Source organism: Massilia sp. LMS1-1-1.1, assembly GCF_040815535.1.
GTDB classification, from domain to species: domain Bacteria; phylum Pseudomonadota; class Gammaproteobacteria; order Burkholderiales; family Burkholderiaceae_D; genus Janthinobacterium; species Janthinobacterium aestuarii.
Map to the genome: position 1 here is coordinate 1576418 of NZ_JBFPNG010000001.1, position 17444 is coordinate 1593861.

10 protein-coding genes are annotated in these 17444 nt (G+C 63.1%); 7 read left to right on the forward strand and 3 right to left on the reverse strand.

All coding sequences use genetic code 11. From position 1 onward, the window contains the following. Positions 1 to 312 precede the first annotated feature (312 nt). Positions 313 to 2838: a TonB-dependent receptor gene (locus MRBLMS1_RS07265; protein ID WP_485878608.1), complete on the forward strand. Its 2526-nt coding sequence runs from the start codon at positions 313 to 315 to the stop codon at positions 2836 to 2838. A gap of 134 nt (positions 2839 to 2972) precedes the next feature. Here MRBLMS1_RS07265 and MRBLMS1_RS07270 read toward each other — a convergent pair whose 3' ends face one another. Together MRBLMS1_RS07270 and MRBLMS1_RS07275 are read right to left on the reverse strand one after the other, a co-directional pair. Then, positions 2973 to 3443 carry a cyanophycin metabolism-associated DUF1854 family protein gene (locus tag MRBLMS1_RS07270; protein ID WP_456150672.1) on the reverse strand — a complete coding sequence of 157 codons (471 nt, stop codon included), beginning with the start codon at positions 3441 to 3443 and terminating at the stop codon, positions 2973 to 2975. 2 nt (positions 3444 to 3445) lie between these two features. After that, entirely contained in the window at positions 3446 to 5716 is a 2271-nt protein-coding gene (locus MRBLMS1_RS07275) for a cyanophycin metabolism-associated ABC transporter (protein WP_080698525.1), read from the reverse strand. A gap of 467 nt (positions 5717 to 6183) precedes the next feature. Between MRBLMS1_RS07275 and MRBLMS1_RS07280 the strand changes: the two genes are divergently transcribed. Together MRBLMS1_RS07280 and cphA are read left to right on the forward strand one after the other, a co-directional pair. Continuing rightward, on the forward strand, positions 6184 to 8361 hold the full coding sequence (locus MRBLMS1_RS07280; protein WP_485878609.1) for a cyanophycin synthetase: 2178 nt from the start codon (positions 6184 to 6186) through the stop codon (positions 8359 to 8361). Between the two features lie 70 nt (positions 8362 to 8431). Then, complete coding sequence (cphA, locus tag MRBLMS1_RS07285) at positions 8432 to 11002, forward strand: cyanophycin synthetase (RefSeq protein WP_485878610.1); 2571 nt, start codon at positions 8432 to 8434, stop codon at positions 11000 to 11002. Between the two features lie 58 nt (positions 11003 to 11060). On the opposite strand, the gene MRBLMS1_RS07290 is transcribed toward cphA, so the two are convergent. Continuing rightward, positions 11061 to 11495: a hypothetical protein gene (locus MRBLMS1_RS07290; RefSeq protein ID WP_051991083.1), complete on the reverse strand. Its 435-nt coding sequence runs from the start codon at positions 11493 to 11495 to the stop codon at positions 11061 to 11063. Between the two features lie 292 nt (positions 11496 to 11787). On the opposite strand from MRBLMS1_RS07290, the gene MRBLMS1_RS07295 reads away from it, so the two are divergent. From MRBLMS1_RS07295 to MRBLMS1_RS07310, 4 genes are all read left to right on the forward strand, one after another. Next, positions 11788 to 14451 carry a TonB-dependent receptor gene (locus tag MRBLMS1_RS07295; RefSeq protein ID WP_485878612.1) on the forward strand — a complete coding sequence of 888 codons (2664 nt, stop codon included), beginning with the start codon at positions 11788 to 11790 and terminating at the stop codon, positions 14449 to 14451. 298 nt (positions 14452 to 14749) lie between these two features. Next, positions 14750 to 15034, forward strand: coding sequence for a hypothetical protein (locus MRBLMS1_RS07300; protein WP_456150675.1), 285 nt, complete (start codon positions 14750 to 14752; stop codon positions 15032 to 15034). Between the two features lie 44 nt (positions 15035 to 15078). Next, positions 15079 to 15966, forward strand: a complete 888-nt coding sequence (locus MRBLMS1_RS07305) for a MurR/RpiR family transcriptional regulator (protein ID WP_456150676.1) — start codon at positions 15079 to 15081, stop codon at positions 15964 to 15966. 81 nt (positions 15967 to 16047) lie between these two features. After that, a complete protein-coding gene (locus MRBLMS1_RS07310) occupies positions 16048 to 17370 on the forward strand; it encodes an aspartate aminotransferase family protein (RefSeq protein ID WP_485878614.1) in 1323 nt (440 codons plus the stop codon). Positions 17371 to 17444 lie beyond the last annotated feature (74 nt).

The following is a 17444-nucleotide window of genomic DNA, read 5'->3' on the forward strand; positions in this document are numbered from 1 at the left end:
CTGTCTAGACAGGTAACCAGCAAAGACCGAACTTTCAATGATAATTTTGCCTAATGGCAAATTTAATTTATTTAACAATTTGAATTTAATACTTTCCTGCTTGCCACAAATAAAATTCATCCACCTTCATTCTGCCTCGTGCCATGCACCGGAACAAATACCCGGCAGTTCTTGACAGTCAAGATCAAAAAATGGTCTGATGAATTGCAAATTTAAAATACTAAATTTGTAAACATGGTCATTTTGAAAATACTTTCAAATAGCTAAATAAAACCCTAAGGAAACTGAAGTTTCCTAGTTGGAGGATGGACAATGATTGAAAAGAAATTAAGCAAATCCTTGCGCATGATGTTTGCCGGCACTTTGGTCATGGGCGCAGGTTTCATGCACCAGGCCGTCCAGGCGCAGGAAGCCAAGGCTGGCGAGGAAAAAGTGCAACGCGTGGTCGTCACCGGTTCCGCCATCAAGCGCGTGGATGCGGAGACCGCCGCACCGGTGGAAATCTACAGCAAGAAAGATATCGATCGCACGGGCGCCACCAGCGTCGCTGAACTGGTGCGCAACCTGGCTTCCATCGACATCAATGACCAGGGCGAACTGAGCGCCAGCTCGCCTTCCGGTTCCGGCACCACCAACATCAAGATGCGCGGCTTGAGCGAACGCAACGTGCTGATCCTGTTGAACGGCCGCCGCCTGCCGACCAATGCGCTGGCTGACGGTTCGGGCGCGGGCGCCGCAGTCGACGTCAACGCTATCCCGCTGAGCGCGCTGGAACGCATTGAAATCCTGAAGGACGGCGGTTCGGCCATTTATGGCGCCGATGCCGTTGCCGGCGTGATGAACTTCATCACCAAAAAGAATTACCAGGGCCTGGAAGCGAAGACCAGCTACGGTCAAAGCTCGCGCTCGGACGCCAAGGAAAAGACGGCCAACCTCGTGTACGGCTATGGCGACTATGACGAACAGGGCTTCAACGTGCTGGCCACGGTCGACGTGTTCAAGCGCGACCCGATCTACCGCAAAGACCGCGACCTGACCAGTTCGGCCGACTTCCGCCGCTTTGGCGGTCCGGATGGCCGTAGCGGCTACCATCCTAGCGGCAACATTGCCGGCGGCGGCACCCTCGTGCCTTGCCCGGCGAGCGATGTAAGCCCGGACGGTTGCCTGTTTGACGTCAACAAGACCTTGCTGACCTCGACCAATGGCGCCGACCGCGCCAGCGGCATGCTGATCGGCAGCCTGAAAATCAGCGACAGCATCCGCGCGTTCGCGGAATTTACCTATTCAGAAAGCAAGGACGACTTTTCATCCCAGCCTGCGCCCGGAAAATTCAAGGTCGGCAACCAGACCGTTTCTGGCCGCTTCATGCAAATGGGCCCGCGCCAGACCAATCGCAAAGGCACGATGACCCAGTTCTCGACGGGCCTGGAAGGCACGACGCGCGGCATCGACTGGGACGTCGCCATCGGCAAGGGCGTCAGCAAGGCCACCAACCGCGATTCGAACTATGCGCAGTCGGAGCTGTTCAACGAAGCGATCGCCAATGGCACGATCGACCCGACCCGCACCGACAATCCGCAGGCCGCCGTCGACAAGATCCGCCTCACGCCTACGCGCGCCGGCAAGTCGGAACTGACCTTCTTCAATGCCAAGGCATCTGCACCGATCATGGACCTGGCAGGCGGTGCGATGGCTTACGCCGTCGGCGTGTCCTACAACAAGGAAACGCTGAGCGACCAGCCCGACCAGAACCAGATCGATAACCTGGTCTTCGGCAGCATCCAGCAGGCTGCCGTGAAGGCGGACCGCAATTCCAAGGGTATCTTCGGCGAACTGTCGATCCCCTTCCTGAAAAACGTCGAAGCGCAAGTGGCCGTGCGCTATGACGACATCTCGAATGTCGGCAGCAAGACCAGCCCGAAACTGGCCTTGCGCTACCAGCCGCTGAACAACCTGATGTTCCGCGGTTCGTATGCGGGCAGCTACCTGGCGCCATCGCTGAAGCAGATGTTCGGCGGCGTCGATGCGGGCGCCTACACGACCAGCGACGAGGATATCTGCAAAGCCTTCCCTTCGATCGCCGGCAATTGCAAAAACTTCGCCTACTACCAGGTTTCCGGCTCCAACAAGGACTTGAAACCTGAAACAGGCAAGACCTACAACCTGGGCGTGGTGTTCTCGCCAGTAAACTCGCTGACGGCCAGCATCGACTTCTTCAAAATTAACAAAAAGAACGAGATTGGCACCTTGACGGAAACCAAGGCGATCGCATTGGGCAACGTGGAAATCAAGAATGGCGACGCGCGCATCCTGCTGAACAACCAGAATCTGGCCACTACCGAAGTGCGCGGTTTCGATACGGACCTGCGCTACACGTCGCCGCAAACGATGTTCGGCAAGTTCACGCTGCGTAATGCATCCACCATCTACACCCGCATGGATACCCAGGACACGGCGACGGATCCAGAACAAAGCACGATGAAGACGTTCATGAATCCGAAGTACCGCAACACGTTCACTGCCAGCCTGGAAAAGGACAATATGTCCGGCACCCTGGTCATCCGCACGACGGGCGACATGATCGACTCGGACTTGCGCCGCGACGAAATCAAGCCGGGCACGCGCACGATTCCTTCGCACACGGAAGTGGATCTGACGGGCCAGTACGTGGCGATGCAAAACCTGACCTTCACGGCCGGCATCAAGAACCTGTTCGACAAAATGCCACCGTTTAGCGCGATGGGCGCCGGCAACCAGTACGGCACCCTGGGCTTTGCCCAGCTGTACAACGTGCGCGGCCGTTACTTCTACATCGGCGCAGGCTACAAGTTCATGTAATGCAGCGCAATCCCCGGTGGCCTGAAATGGCTGCCGGTACCGCCCCCGAAAGCCGCACTCCTGTGCGGCTTTTTTCATGCCCGGCAGACGAAAAAAAACCGCTGCAGGCAGCGGTTTTCAGGCAAGTCCAACGCTTACAGGAAGCGGTCGAGTATCTTGCGCGTCGTCTTGTCGATATTGAACATGTCGCGTATCAAAAAGTGGATGCCGTGGTTATCGGCGATCAGCAGCGACGTGGCGCCGATGCGGCGGATGTCTTCCTCGCCTTTCAGCACGAACTGCGTCTCGCCCCGGTCCGTATCGACATACCAGGTGCAGGGCGTGGCAAAGCTGGAAACGCTTTTCACGCGCGCGATCTCGGGCATGAATTCGCGCCCTTCCAGCTCTTCCTGCAGCAGGCTGCGCGCCGGTTCCGGCAAGGCGTCGATGCGGTCGATCCATGCCACTTCCTTGCCATTGCCCAGCACCAGCGAAATGCCTTCGTCCGGCGACTGGATGGGGAAGGCGCGTACGGGCGCCACGCCCTCAAAGACCTGGCCGTCCGCGTCCGTCATCACCAGCTTGCCGAAGGTGTCGCGGCTTAATGTAAAATTTGTACTGGCCATGCTTATTCCTTGTCATCCAGGGCGAGTTCGTTGTTGCGCGCCTGTGCTTCGTAGAGGCGGAAATAGGCGCCCTCTTTCGCCATCAGTTCATCGTGACTGCCCACTTCGACGACCTGGCCGCGGTCCAGCACCACCAGGCGGTCGGCGCGGTGCAGGGTCGACAGCCTGTGCGCGATGGCGATCGTCGTGCGGCCCTGCACCAGGTTGTCCAGCGCCTTTTGAATCTCTTTTTCCGTTTCCGAATCGACCGACGATGTCGCTTCATCCATGATCAGGATGCGCGGGTCGATCAGCAGGGCGCGGGCGATCGAGATGCGCTGGCGCTCGCCGCCGGACAATCCCTGGCCACGCTCGCCCACCATCGAATCGTAGCCTTGCGGCAGGCGCAGGATGAATTCGTGGGCATGCGCGGCGCGCGCAGCGGCGATGATGTCCTGGCGCGTCGCGTGCGGCTTGCCGTAGGCGATATTTTCCGCGATGGTGCCGAAGAACAGGAACGGCTCCTGCAGCACCAGGCCAATGTTGCGGCGGTAGTCGGACACGGCGAACGAGCGGATGTCGACACCGTCGAGCAGAATCGCGCCTTCCGACACGTCGTAGAAACGGCAGATCAGGTTGACCAGGGTGCTCTTGCCCGAACCGCTGTGGCCCACGAGGCCGATCATCTCGCCCGCCTTGATGTTCAGGGTAATGCCGCGGTTGACGGCGCGGTTGCCATAGCGGAAACCGACTTCGCGCAGGTCGATGCGTCCTTCGATCTTGTCCAGTTTCACCGGTTGCGCCGGTTCCGGCACGCTGGACACGTGGTCGAGGATGTCGAAGATGCGCTTGGCGGCCGACGCCGATTTCTGCGTCACGGAGACGATGCGGCTCATCGAGTCGAGGCGGCCATAGAAACGCGTGCTGTAGGCGATGAAGGCGGTCAGCACGCCGACGGTGATTTCGCCGCGCGACAGTTGCCAGATGCCGAAGCACCAGATGACCAGCAAGCCCATCTCCGTCAGGAACGATACGGTGGGCGAGAACAGCGACCAGACCTTGTTCAATTTGTCGTTGACAGCCAGGTTGTGCGCGTTGGCGTCGCGGAAGCGGGCCGCTTCGCGTTTTTCCTGCGCAAACGCCTTCACCACGCGGATGCCGGGAATCGTATCGGCCAGCACGTTGGTCACTTCGCTCCACACGCGGTCGATCTTTTCAAAGCCCGTACGCAAGCGGTCGCGCACCAGGTGGATCATCCAGGCGATGAAGGGCAGCGGCGCCAGGGTCATGATGGCCAGCCATGGATTCATCGACCACAAAATGACGCCCGTCATGATGATCATCAGTACGTCGGAAGCGAAATCGAGCAAATGCAGTGACAGGAAGACACAGATGCGGTCGCTGCCGCTGCCGATACGCGCCATCAGGTCGCCCGTGCGCTTGCCGCCGAAAAATTCCAGTGACAGTTTCATCAGGTGTTCATACGTGGCCGAGCGCAAGTCGGCGCCCATGCGTTCGGACACCAGGGCCAGCACATAGGTCTTGCCCCAGCCCAGCAGCCAGGCCAGCAGGGCCGAACCGAGCAAGCCGCTCATGTAATACACGACCAGCCATGGGTCGATATGCTTGCCGTTCTGATACGGGATCAGCACATTGTCCATCAGCGGCGCCGTCAGATACGGTGGAATCATGTGCGCGGCCGTACTCAGCAGCATCAGCATGAAGCCCAGGGCCAGCTGGCCACGGTAGGGATGGGCGAAGCGCCACAGGCGGAACAGGGTCCAGGTCGATGGCGGCGTGTGCAGCACCTTGGCGCAGATCGGGCATTCTTCCTGCTCCGGCTCCAAAGGCGCCTTGCAGCTGGGGCAGACTTCCTGCTCCGCTTCCAGCACGGGCTGGCCCGTCAGGTGGCTGTCGAGGCGCTCGACGAACTGTTCCAGCACGCGGATCGCATGCAAGTTCTGGCCCAAAGTGAAGCGCCACGACGCCAGGCGGCCGTGGTCGTCGAACAATTCCAGGTGGCCGACGCCGGCGTGGTCATGGTGCGTCAGGCGCAATCCGTGGCGGAAAGACCAACTTTTCCAGGTGGTATCGCCCGGCGAACGGGCCAGCAAACGCTTCTCGGTGACAACTATTATGCCTTTTGTGAAACGTAATCGCGCATCGAGGTCAACCTCAACGCTACTTAAAACGTTCTCCCCTGGAGAAAGGTTGCTCTCCACTTCCGCCAGCCAGTGTTCCGGCAGCGATGTGAGGGGAATAGTTGTTGCAGGAACACTCAGTTCAGTTGTCATCGTAAAGCATACTCCGGCTCGAGGCCAAGCCCTTCAGGGCGGGATTTGGGGGATGGGGCAGACGCCCGATCAATGTTTGTGTACTGCGCGATGGCGAGGTGAATGCACCAGTGGCAATTTCCTGTATTGTATCGAATGGATGCCTGCCGGTAAGGAATGATGGCAAAACGGCGCAAAAAAATCAGCGTCCGTCGTACAGGAGCAAGTATACAACAGCCCGCTGTTGCGCAAATGCTCCAGCTTGGCCCAGAGTCGGTATCTTTATAACAAGTACGGCAACAATTAGTAACAATTAGAATGACAACACCAGCAGAATAAGGGCAGCAAACGCGACAAGAGGCCGCTAAAAGTGGCACACTGCGCATACCCGGGATAAAGAACCAAGCAAGAGCCTGAAAAGACTCTGTAGAGCCAACATAAAGTATCTGGCGCCCAGACGCCTGGCTTGTTATCAAGAAACCACTTACATGATCAAGAAGAAGAACATCGAATTTGCCCGCGTCACCCACTTGCGCGGCCCCAACATCTGGACTTACCGCCCGGTGATTGAAGCCTGGGTCGACATCGGCGAACTGGAAGACTATCCATCCAATACCCTGCCCGGCCTGTATGAACGCCTGGTGGCGTGGCTGCCCGGCATGATCGAGCACCGCTGCGGCGTGGGCGAACGTGGCGGCTTTTTCGAGCGCTTGCGCGAAGGCACGTGGGCGGCCCACATCCTCGAGCACGTGGTGCTGGAGCTGCAAAACCTGGCAGGCATGCGCACGGGCTTCGGCCAGACGCGCTCGACCAGCCAGCGCGGCGTCTACAAGATGGCCTTCCGCACGCGTGAAGAGCACGTGGGCCGCGCCGCTTTGGCCGCCGCGCGCGAACTGCTGATGGCCGCCATCAACGATGAAGCCTACGACCTGGAAGCGACACTGGCGCCCCTGCGCGACATGGTCGACGCGCGCTGCCTGGGCCCGAGTACGGCCAGCATCGTCGATGCGGCCACCGAGCGCCGCATCCCTTCGCTGCGTCTGAACGACGGCAACCTGGTGCAGCTGGGCCACGGCGCCGCGCAGCGCCGCATCTGGACGGCCGAAACGGACCGCACCAGCGCGATCGCCGAAGGCATCGCCAGCGACAAGGATCTGACCAAATTCCTGCTCAAATCGTGCGGCGTGCGCGTCCCTGAAGGCAGCCTGGTGCGCAGCGCCGAAGCGGCCTGGGAAGAAGCGCAAGACATCGGCGTGCCCGTCGTCGTCAAACCGTATGACGGCAATCATGGCCGCGGCGTGTCACTGAACCTGATGACGGAAAGCGACGTGAAGGCCGCCTATGCACTGGCCGCGCGCAAGGGCGACAGCTCGGCCGTGCTGGTGGAAAGCTTCATCACGGGCGACGAACACCGCCTGCTCGTCGTCGGCAACAAGCTGATCGCGGCCGCCAAGGGCGAGTCGCTGTGGGTCGACGGCGACGGCGTCTCGACCGTGCTGGAACTGGTGAACACGCAGATCAATACCGACCCGCGCCGCGGCGAAGGCGAAGACTTCCCGCTGGGCACCGTCAAGCCGCACGAATCGGGCGAAATCGTACTGGAACTGCAGCGCCAGGGCATGACCGCCCTGTCCGTGCCGCAGGCGGGCCAGAAGGTGCTGATCCAGCCGAACGGCAACGTGGCCATCGACGTCACGGACGACGTGCATCCGTCCGTCGTGCATGCGGCCCTGCTGGCCGCGCGCGTGGTCGGCCTCGATATCGCCGGCATCGACCTGGTCACCACCGACATCACGCGTCCGCTGGAAGAACAGCGCGGCGCCATCATCGAAGTCAATGCCAGCCCTGGCCTGCTGGCGCACATCAAGCCGGGCGTGGGCCAGCCCCGCCCTGTCGGCGCGGCCATCGTCGACCACCTGTTCGCGCCCGAGGAAACGGGCCGCATTCCGCTGATCGGCGTGACGGGCACGCGCGGCGCCAGCCTGATCGTGCGCATGCTGTGCAAGCTGCTCAACCTGTCGGGCCTGCACACGGGCGCCGTCTGCAGCGAAGGCATGTATCTGGACCAGCGCCGTGTCGTCAGCAGCGATTGCGTGAACTGGGACGCGGGCCAGCGTTTGCTGCTCAACCGCACCGTGCAGACGGCCCTGTTCGAGAGCAATCCGCGCATGATCCTGGCCGAAGGCCTGGCCTACGACAAATGCCAGATCGGCGTCGTCACGGACATGGGCAGCCTCGATAGCGTCAAGGATTTCGACGTGCTGGATGAAGCGGGCCTGTACAAGGCCGTGCGCAGCCAGGTCGACGTGGTGGTGCCGACGGGCGTGGCCGTGCTCAACGCCGCCAACGCGCACGTGCTGGAACTGGCCGAACTGTGCGACGGCACGGTGACCCTGTATGCGCAGGATGGCGGCTTGCCAGCCATCGCGGCGCAACTGGCCGCCGGCCAGCGCGCCGTATTCGTGCGCGGCAACCACATCGTGCTGGCCGAAGGCGGCATCGAAACGGTGTTGCTGTGCCTGGACTTGCTGAAACCGGCCACGGCCGGCAATGTCGACAGCGTGCTGGCCGTCGCAGCCGCCGCCTGGGCCTTGAACCTGCCCGTCGATTTGATTTGCGCTGGCCTGCGCACTTTTGACGCGGCCCCTGGCTGCATCGGCAACTAAGGCAAAGCAGCACTCAAGCCCGGCCAGGACGGCCGGGCCCACAAGAACACAACAGGATTACGGTTTAATTATGGAAGTATCTCGCGTACGGGCCTTGCGTGGCCCTAACCTCTGGAGCCACGACACCGCCGTGGAAGCCATTGTTTCCTGCACCACGCAGGAACTCGACATCGCCCAGCTGCCCGGCTTCGAAGCCCGCCTGCGCGCACTCTTTCCGCAACTGAGCCCGCTGCAACCGCTGGGCAACTACAACGCCGCGCCGATGGCGCAGGTGCTGGAACTGGCGGCGCTGGGCCTGCAGGCGCAAGCGGGCTGCCCCGTCACCTTCAGCCGCACCACGCCGACCCTGGAAACGGGCATTTTCCAGGTCGTCGTCGAATACTCGGAAGAAGCCGTCGGCCGCCTGGCCCTGGAACTGGCGCAGCAGCTGTGCCGCGCCGCGCTCAACGATGCGCCGTTCGACCTGGCCGGCGCCCTGCACCAGTTGCAGGAGCTCGATGAAGACGTACGTCTCGGTCCATCGACGGGCGCCATCGTCAACGCCGCCGTGGCCCGCAACATCCCGTTCCGCCGCCTGACCGAAGGCAGCCTGGTGACGTTCGGCTGGGGCAGCAAGCAGCGCAAGATCCAGGCCGCCGAAATGGACGGCACCAGCGCGATTGCCGAAGCCATCGCACAGGACAAGGAACTGACCAAGAAGCTGCTGGACTCGGCCGGCGTGCCCGTGCCGCAAGGCCGCGTCGCCGTCGATGCGGACGATGCCTGGGCCGCCGCCTGCGAGATCGGCCTGCCCGTCGTCGTGAAACCGAAGGATGGCAACCAGGGCAAGGGCGTCACCGTCAACGTCACCACGCGCGAACAGCTGACGGCCGGCTTCCTCGCGGCGCAGGAATTCCGCGACGATATCCTCGTCGAACGCTATCTGCCGGGCCACGATTTCCGCTTGCTCGTCATCGGCAACAAGATGGTGGCGGCGGCCCGCCGCGACCCGCCGCAAGTGGTGGGCGACGGCCAGCACACGGTGCGCGAACTGGTCGACCAGGTCAACCTGGACCCGCGCCGCGGCAGCGGCCACGCCACCTCGCTGACGAAGATCCGCTTCGACGACATCGCCCTGGCCAGCCTGGCCAAGCAGGGCTATGTGGCCGACTCCGTGCCGCCGGTCGGCCAGCGCGTCATCCTGCGCAATAACGCCAACCTATCGACGGGCGGCTCGGCCACCGACGTCACCGTCGACGTGCACCCGGAAGTGGCGGCGCGCGCCGTCGCGGCCGCGCACATGGTGGGCCTCGATATCTGCGGCGTGGACGTGGTCTCCGACAGCATTCTGAAACCGCTGGAAGAACAAAACGCCGGCATCGTCGAAGTGAATGCCGCGCCTGGCCTGCGCATGCACCTGGCGCCATCGTTCGGCAAGCCGCGCCCAGTGGGCGAAGCCATCATCGCCGCCATGTTCGCCGAGGGCGACGACGGCCGCATTCCCGTCGTTGCCGTCACCGGCACCAACGGCAAGACCACCACCGTGCGCCTGATCGCCCACCTGCTGACGGCTTCCGGCCTGCGCACGGGCATGACCAACACGGATGGCGTGTACATCGAAGGACGCCAGATCGACAGCGGCGACTGCAGCGGCCCGCGCAGCGCGCGCAACGTGCTGCTGCACCCGGACGTGGACGCAGCCGTGTTCGAAACGGCGCGCGGCGGCATGCTGCGCGAAGGCCTGGCTTTCGACCGCTGCCAGGTCGCCGTCGTCACCAACATCGGCGCGGGCGACCACCTGGGCCTGAACTACATCACCACCGTGGAAGACCTCGCGGTCCTGAAGCGCGTGATCGTGCAGAACGTGGCCGACAGCGGCGTGGCCGTGCTGAATGCCACCGATCCTGCCGTGGCCCGCATGGCCAAGAATTGCAGCGGCACGGTGACCTTCTTCGCCGCCGACAAGACCCATCCCGTGATGGCCACGCACCGCGCGCAGGGCAACCGCGTCGTGTATGTGGAAGACGGCAAGCTGGTCGCGGCGCAAGGCAAGGAACGCCACGAAATCGCCCTGTCGCAGGTGCCGATCACGCGCAACGGCGCCATCGGCTTCCAGGTCGACAACGTCATGGCGTCGCTGGCCGCCGCCTGGGCCGTGGGCCTGGACTGGAAAACCATCGCGCTGGGCCTGAAAACCTTTGCCAATGAAGCCGACAATGCGCCGGGCCGCTTCAACGTGTTCGACTACAAGGGCGCCACCCTGATCGCCGACTACGGCCACAATCCGGACGCCATCCTGGCGCTGGTGCAGGCCGTGGAAAGCATGCCGGCCAAGCGCCGCTCGGTGGTCATCAGCGGCGCCGGCGACCGCCGCGACGAAGACATCCGCCAGCAGACGGAAATCCTCGGCGCCGCCTTCGACGACGTGCTGCTGTACCAGGATCAATGCCAGCGCGGCCGCGCCGACGGCGAAGTCGTGGCATTGCTGCGCCAGGGCTTGAACGGCGCCAAGCGCACCAGCCATATCGATGAAATCAACGGCGAATTCGTCGCCATCGACAAGGCCCTGGCGCGCCTCGGCGAAGGCGATCTGTGCCTGATCCTGATCGACCAGGTGGAAGAAGCGCTGGCGCACATCGCCAAGCGCGTGGCCGAAGCGTAAACGCAGCCTGAGGGCATATGAGGGCGGCCTGCGGGCCGCCCTTTTTCATCCCGACGCCTCAGTCGGCGCCGGCTTTCCCGATCGCCTGCGCGGCCAGCGCGCCGGCCCGCATCTCGCTGGCAAACAGCGTCGCCGCATGCGCGATGGCGCGGGTGGCACGCGCGAGGAAATGCGTCCAGTGCTGCTGTTCGAGCAGCAGCATCTCGATGCAGAACCATACCTGACCGCGCTGCACATGGCCTTTCACCAGCTTGATGCGGCGGTTGACTTCATCGAGCGCGGCACGCACGCGCAGCAACTCTTCCGGCGTATCGATGGTCCACACATTCGGCAACAGCAGTTTCCCAAATTGCGCGTCATCGGCGTCAAAGCACAGGACATAGCCCATGCCTTCGAAACGGAAGACGATATCGCCATCGCTGTCGATCTGCGCCTGATATCCGTCCGCTTGCAAGTGCCGCAGCAACGGTTCGGTGATAGTGGATGCCAACATGGTGCTTCCTTTCATTGAGTGGGATGGCGACGCCCCATCTGGTGCCGCTGCATCGCTACCTCAACGCCGTCACCGGCAAAAAATACAAAACTATTTTCGCCACGTGTGGAGAGCGGGCAAGGCCGGCAGGTGCATGAATGCGGCAGGGATACCGGAATTGATATGGACATCGCAAAAGAAGTCATTTGTGGCGCAAAGTCATTCGCCCCTACCATGCTTCCTGAGCCAGTTCCAGCTCTGGCGGCGACTGCCGCAGCGTTCTCAACATAACTAAAATACAGGTGGAGACAAGATGATGCAATCGATGGCAACGGGCACCCGCACGCCCCGACAAAATACACGCTTGACCTTGAAGGCGACGGTGGCCGCCCTGACCGGCGCAGGCCTGCTGAGCAGCGCCTCCGTCTGGGCGCAACAGGCGCCCGCCGTGGAAACGCCAGTGGAAGAAACGGTACCAGCGGCGGCAGCCCCGGCCGACAATGGCGGCATCGCCGTCGTCGCCGTCACGGGCGTGCGCAGGGCGGCACAGAGCGCACAGACGATCAAGAAAAACAACGACCAGGTGGTCGACTCCATCGTCGCCGATGAAATCGGCAAATTCCCCGACAAGAACGTGGCTGAAATCCTCGGCCGCGTGACGGGCGTGCAGGTCCGCCGCGAAGGCGGCGAAGCAGGTACCGTCATCATCCGCGGCTTGCCTGGCGTGGTGACCCTGCTCAACGGCCGCGAAATGTTCACCTCCGTGGGCCGCAGCCTGTACCTGGCCGACATTCCGACGGCCATGCTGCAGCGCGTGGACGTGTACAAATCGCAGGGCGCCGACATGGTTGAAGGCGGCACGGCCGGCGTGATCGACGTACGCACCAACCGCCCGTTCGACTTCAAGGGTTTTACGGCATCGGGCAACGTGCGCGCCGAACACCGCGACAAGTCCGGCTCGACGGACCCGAACGTCAGCGGCATGGTCTCGAACCGCTGGAAGACCCAATACGGCGAATTCGGCGCCCTGCTCGGCCTGTCCTACCAGCGCGGCAGATACTATGACGAGACGATCTGGAACGCCGAACCCGTCAAGCGCCAGGAAGCGGGCAACATCACGGGTCCCGATTCCGTCGGCATGATCCCGACCGTGGGCGACCGCAAGCGCTACGCGGCCAACGCCGCCTTCCAGTGGCGCCCGAACTCGCAGGTGGAAGTGTATGCGGAAGGCATGTCAACCCTGATCAAGCACGCGTTCGACAGCCAGTTCTTCGTCGGTTCGCTGCCGTGGGGCCAGAACCCGGACATCACCCTGATCCCCGGCACCAATCAGGCGGCCACGGTGGGCAAGATCGACGGCCCATGGTCGCCGTTCACGCTGGGCTCGACCCAGGCGCGGCGCGACCGCTCGATCGGTTCGCAAGGCGCCATCGGCGCGCGCTGGGACATCACGCCGCAACTGCGCGCCACGACGGAGCTGGCGCGCACGGTCAGCAACTTCGAGCGCGAATTTCCCATCCTCGATTTCCTCGCCCATCCGACCAGCATCATCGGCAGCACGAACGTGAACGGCGGCGCGCAGATCAGCTACCCCGGCTACAACATGCTCGATCCGAAGAACTACACCTTGCTCGGTTTCTACGACAATCACAGCCACGACGAAGGCAGCTCGACCGACTGGCGCGGCGACGTCACCTACGACATGGACAGCACGGGCTTCTTCCGCGAATTTTCGGGCGGCGTGCGCCTGGCCAAGCGCAAGGCCGAATCGATCCGCGAAAAGAATGGCCAGGGCGGGCTGACGTCGATCATGACCGCGGACGCGATTCCCGGCCTGGCCTGCGCCTCGCACGAGAACACGGGCAACTTCGGCCTGCAAAGCTGGCTCACGCCGTGCCGCGACTTCATGCTCAACAACACGGCCGCGCTGCGCCAGCTGTTTACGGGCAGCAGCGAACGCAGCCCCGACGATCCGATGACCCACTACAAGGATGTGGAAAAAACCAACGCCGTCTACGGCAAGGCGCGCATCGGCTTTGACCTGGCGAAAGTACCGGTCGATGGCACCCTGGGTGTGCGCGTGGTGCAGACCAAGCAGGACTTGCAAGGCAATTCCTCGCAAAACGGCATCGTCACGCCCGTGCGCGTCAAAACCTCGGATACGGACGTGCTGCCCAGCATGACCTTGAAAGCCATGCTGCGCCAGGACCTGATCGCCCGCATGACGGCCGGCAAGGCCGTGCAGCGCCCGAACTTCGCCGACTTCAACCCCGGCGTGAGCCTGGGCCAGAGTCTGGAGATGGTGCGTCCGACGGGCAGCGGCGGCAATCCCGACCTCAAACCCGTGGAAGGCAAGAACCTCGACGTGGCGCTGGAATGGTATTTCGCGCAGACGGGTTCCGTCACGGCCACCGTGTTCCGCCACAACTTCAAGAACTACATCCTGTCGGGGTCGGCCAAGGAAACGTATGGCGGCATCGAGTACGACATCACGCGTCCGCGCAACACCTCGAAGGGCCATCTGCAAGGCCTGGAAATGGCGTACCAGCAGTTCTACGACAAGCTGCCAGGCTGGATGAGCGGCCTGGGCCTGCAGGCGAACGCCACCTACATGACGGGCGAACTGGAAGAATTGAATGGCAGCGTGCACCCGTTCACGGGCATGTCGAAGTGGTCGGCCAATATCGTCGGCCTGTACGAACAGGGACCGTGGTCGGCGCGCCTGGCCTACAGCTGGCGCGACAAATACGTCGACGACTACAACTACCGCGGCAAGGGCATCCACCTGACCGTGGCGCCCACCAAAACCCTGGACGCGTCGGTATCGTACAAGCTCAACCCGAACACCACGGTGACCCTGGACGCGAACAACCTGCTCGACTCGACCTATCGCGACTACCACGACACGCCGGACTATGTGCGCGACGTGCGGCGCTATGACAAGGTCGTGGGTTTATCCGTACGCTGGAGCTTGTGATGGACACCTGACCAAACCGGCTGCGCGGCGCGCTTTGCGGCCGGCGATGCTCACGGCACTACAGTGCCGCTGCGCTTCTCGGCCACAAATCACTGCCGCTCGCGATGGTTTTGTCAGGCGTCGAAACGTCGTTGGAATACATGTCTTCTTCCTTGAGGAGTTTCAGCGCCAGCCGGTGACGGTTGGCGTTTTTTTGCCTTGTGGAATCTATCCGACACAGGAATTGATTTAACGCAAAGTGGCGGCGCCGGGGCGCTTTTATGCTGGCAGTCTGACCATCGAACCCGGCGGGGATAGCATGCGCGATGCACGGCACGTCGACACACAGTTATTTCAACCCGACATCCCGGTGCGGCTCGACATGCGCACGGCGGCGCTGGTGGAGCATGCGCTGGCCTTGCAGGAAATGGCCGGCACGGGCGCCGCCGCCCTGTTTTTGCACTGCCACGACGTGCCGCTGCCCACGGCCTTGCGCGTGCTGACGGCGGGACCGCACCGCAAACCGGCCGGGCCGCACCTGTTTGCCCGGCTGCGTCCACGCACGGCGGCCCGGGCGCAAGGCACATCGCTACCGATGCGCTGACGAATCCTGTACCATCGCCGCAACCTATTCAATGAGGCACGGCGATGCAGGCAGCGACACCCCACGATTCCTATGCGGCACTGATGGACCTGATCAAGGCGCGGCATGCGGAACTGAGCCCGCAATTCCAGGCCGGCGCCCGCTACCTGGCCGACCATCCGGATGAAGTGGCCGTCTCGTCGATGCGCAGCATCGCCGCGCGCGCGCAAGTGCAGTCGGCCGCCCTCGTGCGCCTGGCGCAGCAGCTGGGCTTTGCCGGCTGGCCCGAACTGAAAGCCATCTTTGTCGAACGCCTGCGCGCGGGACCGGCCGGTTATGCGGCAAAAGCGGGTGCGCTGGCCGGCAAGGACGGCAATCTGGTCACCGAAGTGTTCACGGTGCAGCAGCGCAACCTGGCCGCCACGGAAAGCGCCAACCATGCCGCCCTGGATGCGGCCGCCAACCTGCTGCAGACGGCGCCCCGCGTGCACGTGGCCGGCTTTCGCGCCGCCCACCCGATCGCCTACACCCTGCATTATCTGTACCGGCTGCTGCGCCCCAGCGTGCAACTGCTGAGCGGCCAGGGCGGCACCCTGGAAATGGACTTGCGCGCCCTGCAGGCGGGCGAAGCCGTCGTCGTCGTCAGCTTCGCGCCGTATTCGAGCGAAGCGCTGCTGGTGGCGCAGGCGGCGCGGATGGCCGGCTGCCAGGTGGTCGCCATCAGCGACAGCGCCATGTCGCCGCTGGCCCTGCAGTCCGACGCCAGCATCGTCATCGCCGTCGACAGCCCCTCGTTCTTCCCTTCCATCGTGGCCGGCGTCGCGGCCGTGGAAAGCCTGGTGGAACTGCTGGTGGCGCGCGCGGGGCCCGATGCCGTGCACGCCATCGGCGCGGCGGAAAGCCAGCTGCGGGCGCTGGGCGCCTACGCAAAAACATCAAATGATGTAAATTAAAAACAAACACATCAATCGTTGCAATGTCGCGCAACGCCTCCTATAATCGACCATCCCACTTGCCGATAAGAAAGCGATGCCATGAGCCATGTCTTCCACCGCAGCTTGACCGCCAGCTATCCCGTCGCCGTGGGCGGCGATGGTCCTTACCTGATCGATGCCGATGGCAAGCGCTACCTGGACGCCTGCGGCGGCGCGGCCGTCTCCTGCCTCGGTCATTCGGATGCGGCCGTGATCGCCGCCGTGCAGCAGCAGATTGCCACGCTGGCGTACGCGCACAGCTCGTTTTTCACCAGCGAACCGATGGAGCAGCTGGCCAATTTCCTCGTCGCCCGGGCACCAGCCGGCATCGACAGCGTCTATTTCGTCTCGGGCGGTTCGGAAGCGGTGGAAAGCGCGCTCAAGCTGGCGCGCCAGTATTTCGTGGAACGGGGCCAGCCGCAGCGCCGCCACGTCATCGCACGCCGCCAGAGCTACCACGGCAACACCTTGGGCGCGCTGGCCACGGGCGGCAACGCCTGGCGCCGCCAGCAGTTCGAACCGCTGCTGATCGGCGTGACCCACGTTTCACCGTGCTACGCCTGGCGCGACCAGCAGGCGCATGAAACGGATGGCGACTACGTGGCGCGCCTGGGCCAGGAACTGGAAGACAATATCGCCGCACTGGGCGCGGACAACATCATGGCCTTCATCGCCGAACCCGTCGTCGGCGCCACGGCCGGCGCCCTGCCCGCCGTGGCCGGCTACTTTGCGCGCATGCGCGACATCTGCCAGCGCCACGGCATCCTGCTGATCCTCGACGAAGTCATGTGCGGCATGGGCCGCACGGGCAGCCTGTTCGCCTGCGAGCAGGAAGGCATCACGGCCGACCTGGTCTGCATCGCCAAGGGCCTCGGCGCCGGCTACCAGCCCATCGGCGCCGTGATGGTATCGACAAATATCCGCGATACCATCCGCGCCGGCACGGGCTTCTTCCAGCACGGCCACACCTATATCGGCCATGCCACGGCCTGCGCCGCCGCCCTGGCCGTGCAGCGACAGATCGAGGAGCGCGATTTACTGGCCAACGTGCGCGCCATGGGCGGCTTGCTGCAAGAGCGGCTGCACCAGCGTTTCGATAGCCACGCGCACGTGGGCGACATCCGCGGCCGCGGCCTGTTCTTGGGACTGGAACTGGTGCGGGACCGCAATACCAAACAGCCGTTCGACCCGGCCCGCCGCCTGCACGCGCGCATCAAGGCGCAAGCCATGCAAGCCGGACTGATGTGCTATCCCATGGGCGGCACCATCGACGGCCTGCACGGCGACCACATCCTGCTGGCGCCGCCCTACATCATCGACGCCAGCCACGTCGATGAGATCGTCGACAAGCTGGGCACGGCCATCGATGCCTGTGTGGCGTAACCGCGCATGCCTGCGGCAGAAATGCGCAAAGGCGACTGCCAGCAGTTTCTGTTCACTCCTTGCCAATATTAATT